This window comes from Ewingella sp. S1.OA.A_B6, from assembly GCF_049889095.1.
GTDB lineage: Bacteria > Pseudomonadota > Gammaproteobacteria > Enterobacterales > Enterobacteriaceae > Ewingella.
The window spans coordinates 1,530,387-1,549,898 of sequence record NZ_JBLJFK010000001.1; the positions used below are offsets into that span (position 1 = coordinate 1,530,387).

Here is a 19,512-nt window from a genome sequence, read left to right on the forward strand (position 1 = left end):
TCGGAGAGAGGAAGGAAGAACATGAAAAAAATCACCACTGTCTGCCCATACTGTGGGGCGGGATGCAAAATGAATCTGGTTGTGGATAACGGAAAAATTATTCGCGCCGAAGCCGCCAATGGCGTCACTAATCAGGGCGAACTGTGCCTGAAAGGCTACTACGGCTGGGATTTTCTCAATGATACAAAACTGCTGACCCCGCGCCTGACACAGCCGTTGATCCGTCGTCAAAAAGGCGGAAAATTTGAAGCCGTCAGTTGGGATGAAGCCATCCGCTATACTGCGCAACGCCTGAAAGAGATCAAGCAAAAACACGGTCCACGCGCCATTATGCATACCGGTTCTTCACGTGGCACCGGTAATGAAACTAACTATGTGATGCAAAAATTCGCCCGTGCGGTGATCGGCACTAACAACGTCGACTGCTGCGCCCGCGTGTGTCACGGCCCGTCGGTCGCTGGTTTACAGGCTACGCTCGGCAACGGTGCGATGAGTAATTCCATCGGCGATATCGAGAACTCCAAATGTCTGCTGGTGATTGGCTATAACTGCGCCGATTCACATCCGATCGTCGCCCGCCGCGTGATCAAAGCGAAAGAGAAAGGCGCGCAGATCATTGTTTGCGATCCGCGCCGCATCGAAACCGCACGTATCGCCGATCAACATCTGCAAATCACCAACGGCTGCAACATGGCGCTGGTTAATGCTTTTGCTCATGTTCTGATCGAAGAAAATCTGTATGACCAGGACTATGTCGCCAAATACACCGAAGGCTTCGACGAATACCGCAAAAACGTTGCCGATTATTCGCCGGAAGCGGTCGCAGAACAGACCGGTGTATCCGCCCAGCAAATCCGTCAGGCAATGCGCACTTATGCCGCCGCGCCTTCTGCCACCATCATGTGGGGCATGGGCGTGACGCAGTTCGGTCAAGCGGTTGATGTCGTGAAAGGCCTGGCGGGCCTGGCGCTGCTGACCGGTAATCTGGGCCGTGCCAACGTCGGCGTCGGGCCAGTGCGCGGTCAGAACAATGTGCAGGGAGCCTGCGACATGGGCGTGCTGCCGAATGAATTCCCAGGGTATCAGTCGGTCACCGATCCGAAAGTCCGTGCGAAATTCGCTGACGCCTGGGGCATTGACGTCAACCAGATGGACGCAGAAGTTGGCCTGCGCATCACCGAGATCCCGCATCTGGCCATCGAAGGCCACGTCAAAGCCTACTACATCATGGGTGAAGATCCGCTGCAGACCGAAGCGGATTTGAGTTTAGTACGTAAAGGCTTCGAGGCGCTGGAGTTTGTCGTGGTGCAGGATATTTTCATGACCAAAACCGCTGAACAGGCTGACGTGATCCTGCCTGCGACGTCCTGGGGCGAGCACGGCGGTGTATTTTCCTGCGCGGACCGTGGCTTCCAGCGATTCGAGAAAGCCATCGAGCCGAAGTATAACGTCAAACGCGACTGGGAAATTATCAGCTTGCTGGCAACCGAACTCGGTTATCCGATGCACTATAACGACAATCAGGAAATCTGGGACGAAATGCGCGCGCTGTGCCCGCTGTTCTATGGCGCAACCTACGAAAAAATGGGCGCGCTTGGGCATATCCAGTGGCCGTGCACCACGCTCGAAAGCCCGGGAACTCCGTACTTGTATCAGGATAATCACTTCGACACGCCAACCGGTAAAGGCCAGTTGTTTGCCGCACCGTGGCGCGCACCGGCTGAAGTGCCGGACGGCGATTACCCGCTGGTGCTGTGTACCGTGCGCGAAGTTGGCCACTACTCCTGCCGTTCCATGACCGGTAACTGCGCCGCCCTGCAAACCCTGGCCGATGAACCGGGCTTCGTGCAGATGCATCCTCAGGACGCGCAGGCGCTGGGTATCCGCGATCAACAACTGGTCTGGGTCGCTTCACGCCGTGGCAAAGTGATCACCCGCGCCAACTACAACGAGCGCATCAACATTGGCGCGGTATATATGACTTATCAGTGGTGGATCGGTGCCTGTAATGAACTGACACAGGAAAATCTGGATCCGATCTCCAAAACGCCAGAAACCAAATATTGCGCGGTAAACGTCGAGCAAATCGCCGATCAGCGCTGGGCGGAAAACTATGCCCAGCAAACTTACAGCGACATGAAAGCACGCCTGCGCAGTGCCGTCGAAGATGTGATCCCGGTGGTTGAGATTTAGTTTTTTGCTCCTTCACTTCTCACCAGGGAAAAAGTTGGGGTGGGGTATCAAGGTCAATCACAAAGTTGAAGTGTGCTTTGACCTTCCCGGCTATCCCTCAAAATTTTCAGAGAAATTTTATGTTTGATTCTTTACTCATCCGCATCAGCGGCAAGGTTCAGGGCGTGGGTTTCCGCCCTTTTATCTGGCAACTGGCTGAACGGCTTCGGCTGCGCGGTGAGGTGTGTAACGACAGCGCGGGTGTAGAAATCAGACTGCTTCAGCCAGTCAATATCGACGCTTTTGTCGAACAGTTGCAGCGCGACTGTCCGCCACTGGCCCGTATCGACAGCATTGCCCTCGATCCTTTTGACTGGCCGACTCCCCCACAAAACTTCACCATTACCGGTAGTCGCAAAAGTCAGATGGACACTCAGGTGGTGCCAGATGCCGCAACCTGCCCGGAATGTTTGAAAGAGATCAACCAGCCCGGCGAGCGTCGTTTCGGCTATGCCTTTACCAACTGCACCCATTGCGGCCCGCGTTTTACGCTGATCCGATCAATGCCGTACGACCGCTCTTCCACCAGCATGATGGAATTTACGCTGTGCCCCGAGTGTCAGCAGGAATATCAAAATCCCGCTGACCGGCGCTTTCACGCCCAGCCGATAGCCTGCCCTCACTGCGGTCCACGGGTCAGCGCCATCCATAAAAATGGCGAACCCAATGGCGAAACAATGACGCAGGATCAGGCGGCCATTGAACAGGCAGTGGCAGCGCTGCGAGATGGGAGAATCATCGCGATCAAAGGACTTGGCGGTTTCCATCTGGCCTGTGATGCCACACAGCAGGCCGCCGTAATGCGCCTGCGTGAGCGTAAACACCGCCCGACAAAACCGCTGGCGGTCATGCTGCCTGACATTCACTGGCTGGCGCGGTGCAGCAATGAAAGCCCGTTGTTTGCGCTGCGTGAAGTGTTGCAGTCCGCCGCTGCGCCGATTGTACTGACGGCACAAAGTAAGACGTCGCCGCTGTGTGCAGCCATTGCGCCGGAACTGGATGAAGTTGGGTTGATGCTGCCGTTTACACCACTGCATCACTTGCTGATGCAAGCCTGCCAGACGCCGCTGGTGATGACGTCTGGCAATGCCGCAGGCTGCGCACCGGCGTTAAACAACGCGGATGCGCTGCACCAACTCGAGGGTATCGCCGACCTGTGGTTAATGCATAACCGCAATATCGTTCAGCGTGCTGATGATTCACTGGTCCGCCTTACTCCACAGGGCACCGAAGTGCTACGACGCGCAAGGGGTTACGTACCTGACGCAATATCACTTCCACCAGGCTTTATCGCGCAGGCGCCGCTACTGGCACTCGGTGGCGATCTCAAAAATACCTTTTGTCTGGTGCGCGGTGGACAGGCAGTACTCAGTGCGCACTTTGGTTCGCTGGCGCATCGTGATATTGCCTTACAACAGCAACAGGCAATTGAACATTTTCAGCATCTCTATGGTTGCATGCCACTCACCGTCGTCCGCGATGCACATCCTGCTTACGTGAGCCACGTTCGGACGCACAAGCCCGCAATAAGGGTGGTGAATGTTCTGCATCACCATGCGCATATTGCCGCCTGTCTGGCAGAACACCTCTGGCCGCTTGACGGCGGAAGCGTCATCGGTCTGGCACTGGACGGGCTCGGGTATGGCATCTCTTATGATAATAAAGGCGCGTTGTGGGGCGGCGAATGTTTGCTGGTGGATTATCTGCACTGCCAGCATCTGGGCGGCTTACCGGCAATCGCGCTAGCGGGTGGCGACCGTGCCGCACGGGAACCCTGGCGTAACCTGCTCGCGCAGTGGATGGCTTTTGTGCCGGACTGGCAGAGTCTTCCTGAGGCGCAGGCGTTACTTACGCATCCGTGGCAACCGCTGTCCAAAGCGATTACGGCAGGAATTAATTCGCCGCGGGCTTCTTCCTGCGGACGCTTATTCGACGCCGTGGCATTCGCTCTGGGCTGCACGCCAGAAGTCCTGAGTTGGGAAGGTGAAGCAGCATGTCAGCTCGAAGCACTGGCGCAGCGAGGGGCTGGCGCCAAACATCCGGTCACTTTGCCACTCATGCACACCGCTAACGGCACTTTTTTGGATTTAGCCGTGTTCTGGCAACAGTGGCTCCGCTGGGAAGCCGCACCGGCTGCGCGCGCCTTTGCCTTCCATGACGCGCTGGCACAAGGACTTGCGACCCTCGCCCGCTATTACTGCGCGAAAACGGGCATCCGTACCGTCGCACTCGGCGGCGGCGTGCTGCATAACCGGTTACTGCGCCAGCTTTTACATCGCGCGCTATCGCCACTTAACATACTCATGCCTCTCGACTATCCGGCAGGCGACGGTGGGCTGGCACTGGGTCAGGCGGTCATCGCCTGCGCCCGTCTTCAACATGCTTCTGGTTTTAAACTGCCTCTGGTTTTAAATTGAAATAAAATAAGGGTCCTCATGATTAACCGCAATTTTTTCCAAACGCACCGCCGTGCTTTCTGGCTTCTCACCGGGCTGATAGCCGTCAATCTGTTGGCCTGGGGCTGGGCGTTGGTGATGTTCCGCCACAGCGCAGCATTGATTGCGGCGGCCCTGCTGGCCTATGGCTATGGCCTGCGTCATGCAGTGGATGCTGACCATATTGCGGCGATCGACAACGTCACCCGCAAACTAATGCAGCAGGGACAGCGTCCGGTGGCGGTCGGGGCTTATTTCTCCCTCGGTCATTCAAGCATTGTGGTCATTGCCTGCGCAGCAATTGCGGCCACCTCTTTGTTATTTGGTGACAAGATCGGCTGGTTACATCACTACGGCAGCACCATTGGCACGCTGGTTTCAGCGCTCTTTTTATTGTTGATGGCAGCAGTTAATGCCGCAATCCTGCGCGATGTTTGGCGTCGCTTTGAACAGGTAAAGCGCGGTGTGCCATTTATTCAACCGGAAAATGCGCAAGACATGCAGGGTGGCGTGATGACCCGCGTTTTTGGTTTCGCATTCAAACTGGTTAACCGCAGTTGGCAGATGTATCTGGTCGGGTTTTTATTCGGGTTAGGTTTCGACACCGCAACGGAAATCGGCTTGCTGGGTATTTCTGCGGCGGGCGCTTCATCGGGTATGTCAGTCTGGAGCATCATGGTGTTTCCAGCACTTTTTGCCAGCGGCATGGCGCTTATTGACTCACTCGACAACTTTGTTATGGTCGGCGCGTACGGATGGGCTTTCGATAAACCGGTGCGCAAGCTCTATTACAATATGACCATCACCGCCACCAGCGTGATGATTGCTCTGTTTATCGGCGGACTGGAAACACTCGGTCTGCTGGCCGATAAATTTAACTGGCACCAGGGAGGTTGGCGGATCATAGACGGGCTGAATGAAAATATGGGTAACGTAGGCTATGCCGCCGTGGCGTTGTTCATTCTCTTTTGGGGTATATCGGCGGCCAATTATCGCTGGAAGGGATACGATAAATTAGGCACAGAGTAACGTGGTTTTGGTCACAGACATTTGTTGCTGTAAGTGCTTGAATAGCGCTGAATGAAAATCGTTCGAATATGAATAAATATCTTCATGGTTCAAACGGTTACGAGAATTCGAAGTTCAGCAACTTCGCCCTCTCCTGTATTGCAGGTTGCAAAGCGCCCCCGTTTTGCGGCAAGTTTACAGTTCAACTCCAGCGAGCAGTTCAAATGATCACTGTGCGAGCAATCCAATGATTAAGTGGCCGTGGAAAACGAACGATCTCCAGACAGAAAAGTGGGCTGCGTGGCAAGATGCACTGAATATCCCCCTTTTGGCGTCATTGAATGACCAAGAGCAGAAACGTCTGGTGCAAGTGGCTAGCCAGTTATTACATCAAAAACGGCTAGTACCCCTGCAAGGTATTGTTCTAAATGAACAAATGCAGGCAAGGATTGCTCTGCTCTTTGCGCTCCCGGTGATGGAACTTGGCGCGGAGTGGCTCGACGGTTTCCATGAAATTCTGCTCTATCCGAATCCTTTCGTGGTTGACTCTCCGTGGCAGGATGATAACGGTCTGGTGCATGCGGGTTCACAAATTCATGCCGGGCAGAGCTGGGATCAGGGCCCTGTTGTACTCAATTGGCAAGATATAGAAGACTCCTTTGATAACTCCGGTTTTAACCTAATCATTCACGAAGCCGCGCATAAACTGGATCTACGCAACGGTGGCGAGGTCAGCGGAATTCCGCCTGTCGCGCTGCGTGATGTAGTGGCCTGGGAGCACGATCTCCACGCGGCCATGGAAAATCTTCAGGACGAAATCGACATGGTGGGCGAGGATGCCGCCAGTATGGACGCCTACGCTGCCAGTGATGCCGCGGAGTGTTTCGCCGTGCTGTCAGAATACTTTTTCAGTGCGCCGGATCTGCTTTCTACCCGTTTTCCATTGGTTTATGGTCATTTTACCCGCTTTTATAAGCAAGACCCACTGGCCAGGCTGGCCCGTAACCACCCTTGCGACTGTTAATTTATCTTCACAAGGTTGTTATTGATAAGGATCCTAAGGGATTTCACCTGTTTTTGCTCAGTTGGTGAGCAGTCAGCTTTGTAAAGCTAATTTAGCGTTGACACCCTGCGGGGGGCTGGATATCATGCGCCCCGTCAGACAATTCCTCTGTAGTTCAGTTGGTAGAACGGCGGACTGTTAATCCGTATGTCACTGGTTCGAGTCCAGTCAGAGGAGCCAAATTAGAAAAGCCCGCTTAAGGAAACTTAAGCGGGCTTTTTGCTTTTTGCTTCTCTGAAAAGTCTTCCACTAAATGAGGACCGATACACGCCCGCAGCAGGACAGCATTAATAATACTGCTGGCATGAAGCATAATGGCTACCCGGTATATTATCGATGCAGACGTAGCATACTTGAAAGAGACGATAGCGCTGATATAAAGCAGGCTAATCCAAATACATAGACGGCGAACTGCGCGCCCGCGTGGCCCGTCAATCCGTTCAAAAGTGCAATAACCATCGCAACCAATGCCGCTCCAATGGATTGCCCTGCTGTCCTGGCGGTCGACAATACACCCGAGGCCGTTACCGTTCGATTCGCTGCTACATTCGAAAACATCTCTTTATTGTTCGGCGGCAAGAATAATCCATAACCAATCCCACAAATCGCCACACGCCATAGAAAATCATTCACCGTCGCGGCTGCCGGCAGCAGAGCCAGAGACCCTAAGCCCAGGCAGAAAACCACCACGCCGACAGTCGATATCTGGGCAGGATTTAAACGATTGGACAGCCTGCCAGCAATCGGGGCACAGATTGCAACTGCAATCGGCCACGGTGTAAAGATGAACGCCGATTCCAACACAGAATAGTGATAGGCGTGCTGCAATACAAAGGGTAAACCGACCAGCGCCATCCCCTGAGCCACAAACATTGAGACGGAAGAGATCACCGCAAAGGAATATCGCCGGGAATGAAATATATCCAGAGGCAGCAACGGGTTCTTTGAACGCGTCTGCGCGTTGAGGAAGATGGCGATCAGCACCACTGAAGCAACGCCACAAAGTATGAGTGTGCGGCTGTCCCAGCGCCCGATTTGATCGACAGCAATGACCATCAGACCTAAGGCCGCTGCTGAGGTAACAGCCCCTCCCCAATCGAAACCTTTTTCCCTCTCAGTATCGACGCCCAACGAGATAAGCGAGAATACAATGGCAAGTGCACCCAGCGGGATATTGATATAGAACAACCAGGGCCAGTCGAGATAGGAGATGATCAGGCCACCTAACGCAGGTCCGATGGCCGTCCCCACCGCAAAGGCCAGCGCATTTAGCCCTAAAATCGTTCCCAGCGCATTCGGCGGAAAGATAACCCGGTAGAGACCCAGTCCGACACTGATCATGACCGCATAACTCACCCCCTGAAGTACCCGCATGGCAACCAGCATGCCGAAGGTTGAGGAGAGGCTGCAACCTAACGATGCCAGCGTAAACAGCGCCATGCCCGCCGTATAGAAGCGCCGCTCCCCTATCCTCGAACCCAATGATGCACAGATCAGCATCGCTGCAGCACTGGCAACCTGATAGCCGTTGGTCACCCAGATGACAGAGGCTGAATCTACCCGTAAAGCCGCGGCAATAGAGGGCAAGGAGATATTGACGATGGAACTGTCCAGCGCCGCCATAACAACGCCAATCAAGATGGCGGCAGCCGCCAGATAGCGCCTGGGCGCCTCAAATCCTTGTTCTAAGGTACTACTGCTTACCAACGACATATCGCGGACATCCTATAGTGAATTGGAGTTACGCACAGAGGCTTTCAGCCCGGTACCGACAACGCGGACACCTTCGGGGCTCTTGCTGAACTGAGCGCCGTCCATCAGCCTCATACAGTCATGGTCGGTGGATGCGGCAATCGCGCAACCTATCGAATCCAACAGGCAAAAACGCGCCAGGCGTAAAGCCTCATTATCAAAAGTTGCTTGCTCATAGGCATAGTCAACCAGTTCAACCATTACCTTACCAAACTCTGCGTGCGCCATATTTCATCCCATAAACGAAAATGAATTTTCTAAAATACAATTAATGGAGACCCAGTAATATATACATGCAGACAATATAAATATTCAACCAATTGATTTATATGAGATTACTATCAACACTCACTTGTAAAATCGTAATTGTCATGACAATAAAAGACCAGCGAATAAAATTGAGGCGCTCATCGAAAATATTGATGCCCTAACAATATTCCTATTGAGGATGATGGCAGATCGGGGAAAAGATCATGAATTACAGGGTCGGGATATAAGCAGAGTCTGTTGCTAAAAGCGGGCAATTCAGGATTAATATCTTTTTGAAGGATAATAATACTGATACGCCCCTGAGAGGGTCACGCAGTGCTCGAACCCGTCTCCCAGAGGCGAGGTTAAATATAGTGACAAAATTAATAATACAGAATATAAATAATTGTTGTGACGGTGAGCTACTTTTTAGCATGAGGTCTCAAATGAAGCTAAGTGAACTTCTTGCGTTCGTGACAGTCGTGGAGACAGGAAACATAACCCAGGCTGCCGAGCGTCTTAATCGAGTGCAATCGAGTATTTCCCACCGAATCAGGAGTCTGGAGAATAACCTGGATGTCACCCTATTAGATCGAAAAACCGATGGGTGCTCACTTACTGCACAAGGCCAGATACTTTATGACTACGCCCTTAAAATATTGAACCTTGCGGATGATTGTAAAAACAACATTTCCCACTCCAAAAATAGCCAACTGAATATACGTATTGGCATAATCGAGTGTTTACCCCCCTATATCGTTAGCTCACTGATCGACTTAGGTCATGATTTGGGGTGGGATATAGATATTTCGATTGGAAATACAATAAGTTTGCTCAAATCATTTGACCAAAATGAATTTGACGCGATAATAATCGGCGCGGGGTTTTCAAACACGCAACATGCACGTTCTATACTGCTCACTAGCGAACTGGTTATTATTACAGAGAAAGATTACCCAACAATTAAAGATATCTCCAGTCTGGATGGCGAAGTTTTTTTACTCAGCAGTAAAAAATGTGCTAGTACGACCCGCAACTATAATGTTCTCTTTAATGAAGGCCATATCACGCCTAAGCGAGTTGTTGAATGTGGATCCTATCCCGTGCTGTTCTCCAGCATTGCTGCCGGTAAAGGCGTATCGTTAGTATTACGTTGTTCGATCAGTGGTGAGGTTCAAAATAAGATAAAAATTCATGAACTCTGTGGCCAGTTCAATGACTTCAAGATAGAGCTTGTTTATCGTACTGATTCACCCTATCTGGATAGCACTAAATTCAGAGGTATAATGACTTCAGTTTTTCAGGATCCTCGACTGCACAATATCGGTTATTAGGATATTGGTAGCAAACACACATAGGTTCCCCATTTTTATTGACAGCCACTCATCAAGCAGAGAGTTGGAGAGCATACATCTGATGTATGCCCTCCCATCTAAATAATCCGATCCTCAAAGAGTGTAAATATGCTGAATAGTGGGGTCTGAAAAGGGAGCCAGATCGCTGGGTAGCGATGAATGAAATAAAAAAACCAATAATGCTGCCCAGAACCTGCTTCCGGTAAGCGATGGAAGTTTGGGCGGAGAGAGTAATTTATCTGTCGTGGTTGACTGACTCCCATCTAATTCTTTTACGTCAGTATGAATAGCATCAATACTTATTTCTCTGTTTATTGCAGGATTCATTGCGTTCCCCCTGAGGATAGTATTTTATACCGAAAAATTTATTCGGTAGCATAGCGACAATGTTACACAGGAAAAAATCAATACGACAAAGCAACGTAGCAGGGCCTGACAGATTTCCAATAATTAACCGTTGCGATGCCTGTCAGGAAATAAATTATTTTCAGAGCAGAAAGTTCTACCTATAGTTTTTAACTATTCGATATCGACGATCCCGTATCCAGATTTAAGTTTTTCAATATAACCAAATCCTTGCTCGCCAAAATGCATGCCACCGACAAGGATTTTGTCCGAGCTGACCACATCAAGCATGCGAGAACGTGTCTCTGCCGCCATTTGAGGATCATAGTCAAAGGCGATTGCAACATCCGGTTTTAGCAATTGAATATGGGGAAAATGAACAATATCCCCCCAAATTAAAAGGCTGCCTGTTTTGCCCTCAATCCGGTAACCTGTATGACCCGGCGTGTGGCCTTTCAGCGGGATGGCAAAAATACCAGGAAATACCTCGCCTTCATCGATCATACGAAGACTTTTCTGATACCTTTTAAATACACTCCGCGCTAACAGGAAATTACCTTTTATCCGGTCACTGACTGCTGCGAAGTTTTCATCGTCTTCCAGATAATTAAACTCATCACTATTTATAATCAATTCGGCATTAGAAAATACAGCTTCACCCTCTGCGTTTAATAATCCACCAATATGGTCGGGATGTGCGTGTGTGAGAAGAACAGCGTCAATCTCGTCAGGTTGTATACCTAGCCTGGCGAGATTGGCAATCAGCCTGCCCCCCCAGCCTTTAACACCTCCAGCCCCGCTATCAATAAGAATATTTTTCCCCTTCCGGCGTACTAAGAAGGTATTAATATGAACCGCATTGAGTTCATTGACTTGCGCACTGCGTTGAATGTCCTCGCACTCTTGCTCATCAACATTTGAAAGCATTGCGAAGCCGACTTGCAAATATCCATCGCTTACTGCTGTGACCTCTATATCGCCGAGATCTCTTGTTGGAAAATTGGCATTCATAATCTGTTCCTTAGTTCTTTGCATAAATATGACTCGCTTCAGAAGAGAAACAGCGAATTCGCGCTGTGACTCCTGTCTTCTCCTTAATTAATAAATCAACCTGATGCATAAATTCATTCAACACGAACACCGTTCGGAAAACGTCCTGCCGGAGTTTTGCTTCGAAGTAGATCGGCGTGCCAAAACCTATCTCTGCGGTGAGGTAGCTGATGTGAATATTATTTTCTCTCGCTTTCAGTATCTCTTTGGCGAGACGGGTTAAAGCAGTTGAAAATTCCGTAAAAGAATCTGCATCTAACCGATGGCTTGCAGACGTATAGAGCGTAATGCTGGGCATCTTATATCGACTCCCTCAGATTTATATTTAAGCCGTTGGGTTATATTTTTCTGCTCTGACAGTAGCTAATCGCATGCTTTTAATGACATCCGGATTAACCACCGAGCCCGTTTCAGGAGCCCTCTGGCGGAGTTGGTCAATCAAGTCGATGCCATGCGTTACTTTCCCAAAAGCCGTATAATTTTGGTCTAAATAGCCTGCTCTGGCCGAGATGATGAAAAACTGATGGCTGGCACTGTGTGGATGTCGTGACCGGGCCATGCCGACGGTACCGCGCTCGAAAGGCAGGCTATTAAACTCTGCGGCCAGCGTCGGTAATCGCCTGTAATCCAGACCCGTCTCTTTTACCGGATCACCCGTTTGTGCCATAAAACCTTCTATGACCCGGCTAAATGGCATGCCATCGTAAAATTTGGCCTGCACCAGCGATTTTATACGTTCAACATGTCCTGGTGCCAAATCGGGAAATAAGCGGATGGTCACTGATCCACTCTCCAGTTCCATCTCGATGAGATCACTTTGATTCATTAATCCTTTCAACGCGGCAGGAAGCATTACAGTACCTGCGTACAGACCCAGGCTTCCGCCAATAAACAACCGACGATTCATATGATTTACTCCGATCACGCATCAGACCTTATATCGTCTGCCATGCCAGATTTGCCCATTAACAACGCGCATGAGCCCCTTTCAGCGGCTGACTTCCTGCTGCGGATTTCTAATGTGTATTCTTTTTCTCAATGAACGAGATGATTTCATCAGTGAGCGCACCGGGTTGCTCAAAATTCGGTAAATGGGCAGCGCCGGGTATGATATGCAATTCTGCATTTCGTTTTTCAGCCAGACGCTGCGCGTAGTCCGGGGGCGTAAGTTGATCCTCACGCCCTCTCACGACCACAGCCCTTACCCCCGGAATATTCATATCGGTCAAATCGGTATCGGCGATGGCATAAGAGCAACCCGCGAAGGCTCCAACCGTTGTCCTACGCAGCATCTGCTTCATACCGTCTGCGTAGGGTGAGTCGAGAAATTTCGGTGTCACCCATTTGCTTAAAATCCCCATCTCAAGATGTTCTACACCGTGGTGAAAGACATCTTCAGCCCTGGCTCGCCAGAGCGAAGGCGGGGCAGCATTCACAAGTGCAGTATCAACAATAATCATTCCCTGTACTCGTTTGGGGATCTTGAAGCCAATCCATTGCGCTATTGTTCCACCGATTGAAACCCCGGCAACGTAGAACGCGTTGATTTGAAGATGATCAAGTGCCGCCACGACATCGTCAGCCAAATCTGACATTGAAAATCGCAGAGCGTCGACTGCGCTTAATCCATGCCCGCGGATATCCAGGCGAACAACGCGATAGCGTTCACTCAGACGCGGCATTTGCAAATCCCAAAGGTGCAAATCCGTCCCCAAAGAATGAAGAAGTACCACCGTGGTTGCATTTTCTGGACCCTGCACATCGACGTGCTGAGTTAATTTAAGTGGCCGAATAAACATTTAATACTCCATATTATTTTTTTCAGTTTCATGGAAATAAGTGTTCTCGCTGTGATGATCAACCTTAAAAACGATGCTGACGTTGCTATTATTAGAACAACTCTCCTCTTTGCTCTAATGGATAATTTCGATATCACTATCGAAATTATAGATACGAGGCGGCTCTTAATCGGGGGACACTCATATCTATATTTTATATGGCACGCATCAAAACGGATAAAACATCAGCCATTTAATGGCAAAGGCGATCCCCGTCAGAGGAGCCAAATTAGAAAAGCCCGCTTAAGGAAACTTAAGCGGGCTTTTGGTTTTTCAGTGGTACCTCAATCATCCCCTTCTATCTACTATCCACAATATTTATAACGGCAACAATATAAGTTTCGCCTGTATCCGTTCGCGGGAAGGCGCGACTGTTTAAAAGAAGCGCCCTGCTACATGCTTAATTAAGCCAGTAATTTTGTAGTCCGACTGTCATTACCCGACAGGCAACCGTGCCCACTGCCGGCTGGCCGTTCATCCCGTAAGGTAGCTCTGACGTGATTAATGAGCGCCTTGCTGTAAACTTTCCAGTGAGTGACTTCGAGTCTTTTTTTGCCGCGAGATACCGCAATATCGTCCAGAAGAGAGATCTGCTCCTGATTACGGCCAGGAGTTCGATTTATTCAACATAGTGCTCATTGATATAAAAAAGAACTTATATCCCTCAACTTCATCTTGAGAATTATGAATGTCCCTCTACAAGGACAAAAGTCCCGGTCGCTGCACCGGCGCGAAGTACCTTAGCGGCCTGATATTCAGGACTCTCATAAAAACGTTTGGCCTCGGCGAAAGAATCAAACTCAAAAATTACATGACGCTGGTGAGCCTCGCCTTCGAGGTTTTCATACTGTCCTGACCATGCAATGATCTTAGGGTTGAACTTTTTCATTGCGTTGCCTGCGGCTTTTGCATATTCGGCATAAGCAGTGTCGTCAGATATGCTGACGTGTGCGATTAGATAACCTTTTGGCATTTCTTTCTCTCTTCTGTAGTGGTGGTTTTCATTACAACCGAAGCAGATGCTAATAAACGCTCCGCGTTGACGATACGGGTGTGAACTTATCAAGTTTATTTTGACGCGGCGGACTTTAAAGAAAAAGGCCGTCGGCTCGCATCCTGCTGCGCGATCATCCATCCGGTTTCGCTCCTATCACACCGGCTGTTTTCGTCGCCAGCACGATTTCGCTGCGCGCCACTCCGAGGTCTTTCAGCGCCTGTCCAACTATGCATTCACACTGACCAAAGGAATAAATATCGGCGGTAACGGCGCACCATTACGGGGTAGATTGCGCATCGATATGCCAACCGTGCTGGCACAAAGCGTCGTGATCCCAGCACTTCCCCGGCTGATGGCGGCACATCCGGAACTGGAGCTGGAGCTTTCCTGTACCGATCGCCGAGTCGATCTTGTTCAGGAAGGGTTCGACTGCGTCATCCGTTTGGGTCCGGTTGTCGACGAGACTCTGATTGCACGACCGCTGGGTCAACTGCGCATGATCAATGCGGCAAGCCCGGACTATCTGGCACATTTCGGCATACCGCACACGATCGACGACCTTCGCAGTCAGGGACATCTGATGGTCCACTACACGCGAACATTCGGCAGCAGGCTTCCCGGATGGGAATACCCAGACGGCAATGGCTATACGTCGCTTCCGCTGCCGGGTGCGATACAAGTCAATAGTGTGCAGAGCTATCATGAAGCCGGACTTGCGGGGATTGGGTTGATTCAGGCTGGATATTCGGCGCTTGCGCACCACATTGAACGCGGTGCTTTAGTAGAAATACTGCCCGACCTGCGTCCTGAGCCACTGGCCGCGTCACTTGTCGTGGCCCATCGGCGTAATCTGTCACGACGCGTCCGGGCCTTCATGAGTTGGATTGAAGGTGTACTGGAGCCCTATTTTGATTAACAGGCAGGCATCTATTTTGGACTGATCCCGCCCCAACAAGGCCGCATTCCTTTGTAGCCCCTGCCCGTTCAGATTTTATCCATCAAATACCGATGCGCTTTCGATGCAGCACCCTCGTGTTGGTCGTTTTAAGAGGTTTGAAGAAAACGATCAAGTTGCCTGCGCAATTGGTCATTTTCTTTCTTTAGCTGCTCAACTTTCTCAAGCAGTGTCAATGTCATGGCGACACCAGACCACTCCAAATCCAGCTCATTTTGGAGACGCCGGGCACGTTTAAGGCCGTTTAATGCATTCGCATCAAAAATCCAAACCCTGTCGGCACGCTCTAAGGGCACAATCACACCCAGCCCGACCACCTCGACTAATTCATCCTGCATGATCCCCGTTGACTGGCATAATTCAGTCACGGTGTAGGTGATTTCTATTTCAGTCATAATCTGTTACTCCCATCCAGTCCGAGGATTAAATGCCGCCTGCTCTGACAGTTGTTGCCAAAGCGCCCGCGTTTTCTCCTCAGGTTTTGGTGGCATGACCACTTTAAGAATTGCGTACAAATCGCCAGCACCCTTTTTACTGACCAGACCTTTGCCTTTAATGCGCAAGCGCTGGCCACTTTGGCTACCCGCCGGGATAGATAAGGCAATTTTCCCCGTCAGTGTCGGTATCTCAACACTGGCACCTAATGCCGCTTCCCATGGGGCTAACGGCAGCACTATTTGTAAGTTCTGGCCATCAACATCAAACACCGGGTGCGGCGCAATGCGAATAATCAGGAATAAATCGCCATTGCTTCCTCCACCAAAACCTGGCGCTCCCTGCCCTTTAAGACGGATGCGTTCGCCATCGCCTACGCCTGCAGGTATTTTTACGTTGAGTGACTTAGACGTCTCAGCGCCAGGGAAGCCAGAGGGATCAATAGTCGGTATTTTGTAAGAGATCGAACGAGTCTGTTCAGTTAACGTTTCCTCTAAAAAGATGGGGAGTTCCATCTCAAGATCCTGCCCGTGCCCCCCTTGACCTGCTCGATGAGATGAGCGTTGATCTGAAGAACTACGATGACCAAAGTAAGATTCGAAAAAGTCTGAGAAGTCATGCGTGCCACTGTCCGTACGACTGCGCCACTGTTGACCATCGGTATCGTAAGCCGCCTGTTGTCGACCAAATCGTGGGTCATTACGGTGTGATCTTAATTCATCGTATTCAGCTCGCTTTTCAGTATTTTTTAATACTTCGTAAGCCTCGGCAACTTCCTTAAACTTACTTTCAGCATCAATTTCAGAACTAACATCCGGGTGGTACTTACGTGCCAGCCTGCGATAGGCTGTTTTTATCTCTTTTAGGGAAGCCGTGGGCTCGAGGCCCATGACGACATAGTAGTCTTTAAATTCCATGCAGTAATATCCTTAAATTCAATGTGTTATACACAATAGATTTCAAGGTGCAGGATGACGACAAACAGAGCCGAGCCCTATAGATGGGCTGAGTCATGAAGGCGGCCAACACACCTGCAGGTTGAAAAATGACGGCTATATTAAATATAGGATATCCCCATCAGACTGAGATAAAATCTATTTATTTATATTCCCGATTTTTTCAGCCCCGCCAAGCAGATAATCCTGTCGGCTTTGTTTAATAAATCGAACGTTTGGCTGTAATCAAGATCAGATCACCACATTCCTGGCGACAATCAGTGATTTATTCAATAGCAAACGCCCCCCATGAGTCACTGAATAGCCTAACGCCAGAAGAATACCGACTGAGGGCTGAAAACTAATAATAAACATCCTATATAATACGGAAAAATCATTGATTTAAATCAATGAATTGGGTATTAAAAAACAAACAACCGCAGGATTGTTGTGCATTCCCTCAAAATATATTACAAAACATTTCGTTTATTATAAGGAGATTGATAATGAGAGAACTGACAATACAGGAAGTTGAACATGTAAGCGGCGCAGGTTTTTTCCGTGATACCAGTGGTTGGTTAGGGAGTCACGTGGGCGAATTTATCGGCAGTGCACTTGGTCGTCTGATACCCGTTCCGATTATTTCCTCCGTGGTATCAAATATCACCGGCTTTATCGGCAAGCAGATTGGTAGCTTTGTTGGCAACACTTTTGGTTCGATTGTAGAAGGCTTTTTTAGCGGCAGCGAAAAGACTTCCGCTTAACTGGCCAAACAATAAACGCTTACCCTCAATAATTCTGCCAAAGAAGGACAGGCCGGTATATTACCGGCATACAAATACTGGCCGGAAAATTGATCAAGGGTAAATAAGTACAAGCGTTGTAAAATGTATTCTACAAATAACAAATGGTGTTGAAATAAGTCAGCACCGCAGTTCACTCAAGAATTTTGGGTATTCGTGGCGGGAATATATTCAGCGAGCGCTTTACTGAGGAATACGCAACATCTGGCCAGGATAAATTTTATCCGAGCGGGTGAGCATAGATTTATTTGACTCAAAAATCTTGTTATAAAGATTGGCGTTACCCTACACGGCTATTGGCTACTATGAAGGTTTCAACAACGCATCACCTCCCTGCGGTCAGCAGACCTTGCGGAATTCCCTTCAACAGAGTCTGCTAATCCGTCTCCCTCAGGTTAACGGTATTTCCACAACCACTTCCCGCTCGCCAGTCGCCAGTAGAAAAAGGCACCGCGGATCAGCCAATCCAGGCACATGCCGAGCCAGATCCCGACAACACCAAAGCCCAGCACCACGCCTAACGTATAGCCTGCGACGATACGACCACCCCACATACTCAGTAGTGACACCCACATCGTGAAGCGTGCATCGCGCGCCCCTTTTAGCCCGGCGGGAAGAACCCATGACGCCGCCCAGAAAGGCATAAATGCGGCGTTGAGCCACACCAGCACTTTCACCACGTGAATCACGTCATCCTCTTTGGTGTAAAACGACGCCAAAACGCCAGCCAGCGGCACCGACAGGAGCGAAAGTGCACACAAGCCGATAGTCGACAGCCAAAATATATGCTTGAGCTGATGTTCCGCCTGTACCATTTGTCCTTTGCCTAACCGCGTACCGACAATAATGGTTGAGGTCGAACCGAGTGCGTTACCCGGCAGGTTAATCATCGAGGCGATAGACGCCGCAATGAAGTTGCCGGCAATAACGTCAGTCCCCATTCCAGCCACGAAAACCTGAGTGAGCAACTTGCCGCTGTTAAACAGCACCGATTCAATACTGGCAGGCACGCCAATACTCAGCACTTCCATCAGAACACCGGTATTGAGCGGTTTAAAATAACTTTTAAGCGGAATGCGCAGTGCCGGGTTAAAGCCAATCATCAGGACATAAATGACCAGTGCGGCACCGATATAACGAGCGATAGTCAACCCCAGTCCGGCCCCGCTGAAACCGAGGCCGCCCCAGCCAAAACAGCCATAAATTAGCACGCTGCTGATCATAATGTTGAGGATGTTCATGCCGCCGTTGATCAGCATCGGGATTTTGGTATTGCCAGCCCCGCGCAATGCACCACAACCGATGAGTGCGATGGCCGCTGCCGGGTAACTCCAGGCGGTAATGGTGAGATAGTTGAGGGCCAGGGCTTTGACCTGAGGTTCGGCGCTGCCAGCAATCAAGTCAATAATGTGCGTCCCGGCAAACTCGATGCCGAGCGCCAGCAGAAATGCAAAACCGGTCATCAGTACCAGAGACTGACGGGCGGCAGAGCGGGCGCGTTTACGATTAAGCTTACCCAGGCTGAAGGCCACCACCACCGTAGTCCCAAGGTCGATCGCCGCAAAGAAAGCGATGATCACCATATTGAAACTGTCTGCCAGCCCCACGCCCGCCATCGCTTCCTTGCCCAGCCAACTGACCAGAAAAGTACTGAGGACGCCCATTAGCAATACACACATATTCTCGAAAAATATCGGTATGGCCAGAGGGGTAATTTCACGCCAGAACAGCACACGGTAGGAACGCCGTTTGTGATACCACTTAGTGCGTTCCAGCGCATGCTGCACAGAGACTTTGATGTTTTGCAATATTGTTCCAGCTTTGAGGACGGACAAAGACCTGAACTAAGAATGGTAAAAACACGCCTGTTTTGCAAAGTCTTTTCACGCAAAAAAACGGAAAGTACGGGGGAAAACAGACGGGTTTTACCTCAGACCACAGCCGCACTGACCTCATCGTTGTGCGGGCTACACATTCTGATACAAGTTCCCTTCGAGCGATTTACTGGCTCCGCGACAACTTACCCCATCACACTTTACTAACAATCGAACAGAGACTAA

At 50.1% G+C, this 19,512-nt stretch carries 17 protein-coding genes, 1 tRNA gene and 2 pseudogenes; 8 read left to right on the forward strand and 12 right to left on the reverse strand.

Annotated features, from left to right (window positions below; genetic code table 11):
• Nucleotides 1-21 precede the first annotated feature (21 nt).
• The 5 genes from fdhF to ACMV8I_RS07300 all read left to right on the forward strand — a co-directional run bounded on the left by fdhF (nt 22) and on the right by ACMV8I_RS07300 (nt 6,918).
• The gene (gene fdhF / locus ACMV8I_RS07280; protein WP_498864498.1) at nt 22-2,193 is read left to right on the forward strand and encodes a formate dehydrogenase subunit alpha; all 2,172 of its coding nucleotides are present in this window, start codon (nt 22-24) and stop codon (nt 2,191-2,193) included.
• 119 nt (nt 2,194-2,312) lie between these two features.
• Nucleotides 2,313-4,649, forward strand: coding sequence for a carbamoyltransferase HypF (gene hypF / locus ACMV8I_RS07285; RefSeq protein ID WP_498864499.1), 2,337 nt, complete (start codon nt 2,313-2,315; stop codon nt 4,647-4,649).
• An 18-nt stretch (nt 4,650-4,667) separates the two neighbouring features.
• The gene (locus ACMV8I_RS07290; protein WP_498864500.1) at nt 4,668-5,696 is read left to right on the forward strand and encodes a HoxN/HupN/NixA family nickel/cobalt transporter; all 1,029 of its coding nucleotides are present in this window, start codon (nt 4,668-4,670) and stop codon (nt 5,694-5,696) included.
• A 226-nt stretch (nt 5,697-5,922) separates the two neighbouring features.
• On the forward strand, nt 5,923-6,699 hold the full coding sequence (mtfA, locus tag ACMV8I_RS07295) for a DgsA anti-repressor MtfA (RefSeq protein WP_498864501.1): 777 nt from the start codon (nt 5,923-5,925) through the stop codon (nt 6,697-6,699).
• A 143-nt stretch (nt 6,700-6,842) separates the two neighbouring features.
• A tRNA-Asn gene (locus ACMV8I_RS07300) sits at nt 6,843-6,918 on the forward strand.
• Nucleotides 6,919-7,068: 150 nt separating this feature from the next.
• On the opposite strand, the gene ACMV8I_RS07305 is transcribed toward ACMV8I_RS07300, so the two are convergent.
• Together ACMV8I_RS07305 and ACMV8I_RS07310 are read right to left on the reverse strand one after the other, a co-directional pair.
• Nucleotides 7,069-8,451 carry a DHA2 family efflux MFS transporter permease subunit gene (locus ACMV8I_RS07305; RefSeq protein WP_498864502.1) on the reverse strand — a complete coding sequence of 461 codons (1,383 nt, stop codon included), beginning with the start codon at nt 8,449-8,451 and terminating at the stop codon, nt 7,069-7,071.
• Between the two features lie 12 nt (nt 8,452-8,463).
• Entirely contained in the window at nt 8,464-8,718 is a 255-nt protein-coding gene (locus ACMV8I_RS07310; RefSeq protein ID WP_498864503.1) for an MmgE/PrpD family protein, read from the reverse strand.
• Between the two features lie 467 nt (nt 8,719-9,185).
• Between ACMV8I_RS07310 and ACMV8I_RS07315 the strand changes: the two genes are divergently transcribed.
• A complete protein-coding gene (locus tag ACMV8I_RS07315) occupies nt 9,186-10,073 on the forward strand; it encodes a LysR family transcriptional regulator (RefSeq protein ID WP_498864504.1) in 888 nt (295 codons plus the stop codon).
• Nucleotides 10,074-10,187: 114 nt separating this feature from the next.
• Here the strand turns inward: ACMV8I_RS07315 and ACMV8I_RS07320 are convergent, their stop codons facing one another.
• The 6 genes from ACMV8I_RS07320 to ACMV8I_RS07345 all read right to left on the reverse strand — a co-directional run bounded on the left by ACMV8I_RS07320 (nt 10,188) and on the right by ACMV8I_RS07345 (nt 14,300).
• Entirely contained in the window at nt 10,188-10,421 is a 234-nt protein-coding gene (locus ACMV8I_RS07320; RefSeq protein ID WP_498864505.1) for a hypothetical protein, read from the reverse strand.
• Between the two features lie 192 nt (nt 10,422-10,613).
• Nucleotides 10,614-11,450 (reverse strand): MBL fold metallo-hydrolase, encoded by an 837-nt coding sequence (locus ACMV8I_RS07325; protein ID WP_498864506.1) that lies wholly within the window; start codon nt 11,448-11,450, stop codon nt 10,614-10,616.
• Between the two features lie 10 nt (nt 11,451-11,460).
• On the reverse strand, nt 11,461-11,787 hold the full coding sequence (locus ACMV8I_RS07330; RefSeq protein WP_498864507.1) for a hypothetical protein: 327 nt from the start codon (nt 11,785-11,787) through the stop codon (nt 11,461-11,463).
• 27 nt (nt 11,788-11,814) lie between these two features.
• Nucleotides 11,815-12,396, reverse strand: coding sequence for a peptidylprolyl isomerase (locus ACMV8I_RS07335; RefSeq protein ID WP_498864508.1), 582 nt, complete (start codon nt 12,394-12,396; stop codon nt 11,815-11,817).
• A 109-nt stretch (nt 12,397-12,505) separates the two neighbouring features.
• Entirely contained in the window at nt 12,506-13,288 is a 783-nt protein-coding gene (locus ACMV8I_RS07340) for an alpha/beta fold hydrolase (RefSeq protein WP_498864509.1), read from the reverse strand.
• A 721-nt stretch (nt 13,289-14,009) separates the two neighbouring features.
• Nucleotides 14,010-14,300 (reverse strand): DUF1330 domain-containing protein, encoded by a 291-nt coding sequence (locus tag ACMV8I_RS07345; RefSeq protein ID WP_498864510.1) that lies wholly within the window; start codon nt 14,298-14,300, stop codon nt 14,010-14,012.
• A 292-nt stretch (nt 14,301-14,592) separates the two neighbouring features.
• Between ACMV8I_RS07345 and ACMV8I_RS07350 the strand changes: the two are divergent.
• Nucleotides 14,593-15,240, forward strand: a pseudogene (locus ACMV8I_RS07350) (LysR substrate-binding domain-containing protein); the annotation flags it as partial.
• Nucleotides 15,241-15,368: 128 nt separating this feature from the next.
• Here ACMV8I_RS07350 and cbpM read toward each other — a convergent pair.
• A complete protein-coding gene (cbpM, locus tag ACMV8I_RS07355) occupies nt 15,369-15,674 on the reverse strand; it encodes a chaperone modulator CbpM (RefSeq protein WP_498864511.1) in 306 nt (101 codons plus the stop codon).
• Between the two features lie 6 nt (nt 15,675-15,680).
• Complete coding sequence (cbpA, locus tag ACMV8I_RS07360; protein ID WP_498864512.1) at nt 15,681-16,631, reverse strand: curved DNA-binding protein; 951 nt, start codon at nt 16,629-16,631, stop codon at nt 15,681-15,683.
• 524 nt (nt 16,632-17,155) lie between these two features.
• On the opposite strand from cbpA, the gene ACMV8I_RS07365 reads away from it, so the two are divergent.
• Nucleotides 17,156-17,413, forward strand: coding sequence for a hypothetical protein (locus tag ACMV8I_RS07365; protein ID WP_498864513.1), 258 nt, complete (start codon nt 17,156-17,158; stop codon nt 17,411-17,413).
• A gap of 222 nt (nt 17,414-17,635) precedes the next feature.
• Here ACMV8I_RS07365 and ACMV8I_RS07370 read toward each other — a convergent pair.
• Both ACMV8I_RS07370 and ACMV8I_RS07375 read right to left on the reverse strand, forming a co-directional pair.
• Nucleotides 17,636-17,737 (reverse strand): annotated as a pseudogene (locus ACMV8I_RS07370) (peptidoglycan-binding protein LysM); the annotation flags it as partial.
• Nucleotides 17,738-17,847: 110 nt separating this feature from the next.
• On the reverse strand, nt 17,848-19,260 hold the full coding sequence (locus tag ACMV8I_RS07375) for an EmmdR/YeeO family multidrug/toxin efflux MATE transporter (protein ID WP_498864514.1): 1,413 nt from the start codon (nt 19,258-19,260) through the stop codon (nt 17,848-17,850).
• Nucleotides 19,261-19,512 lie beyond the last annotated feature (252 nt).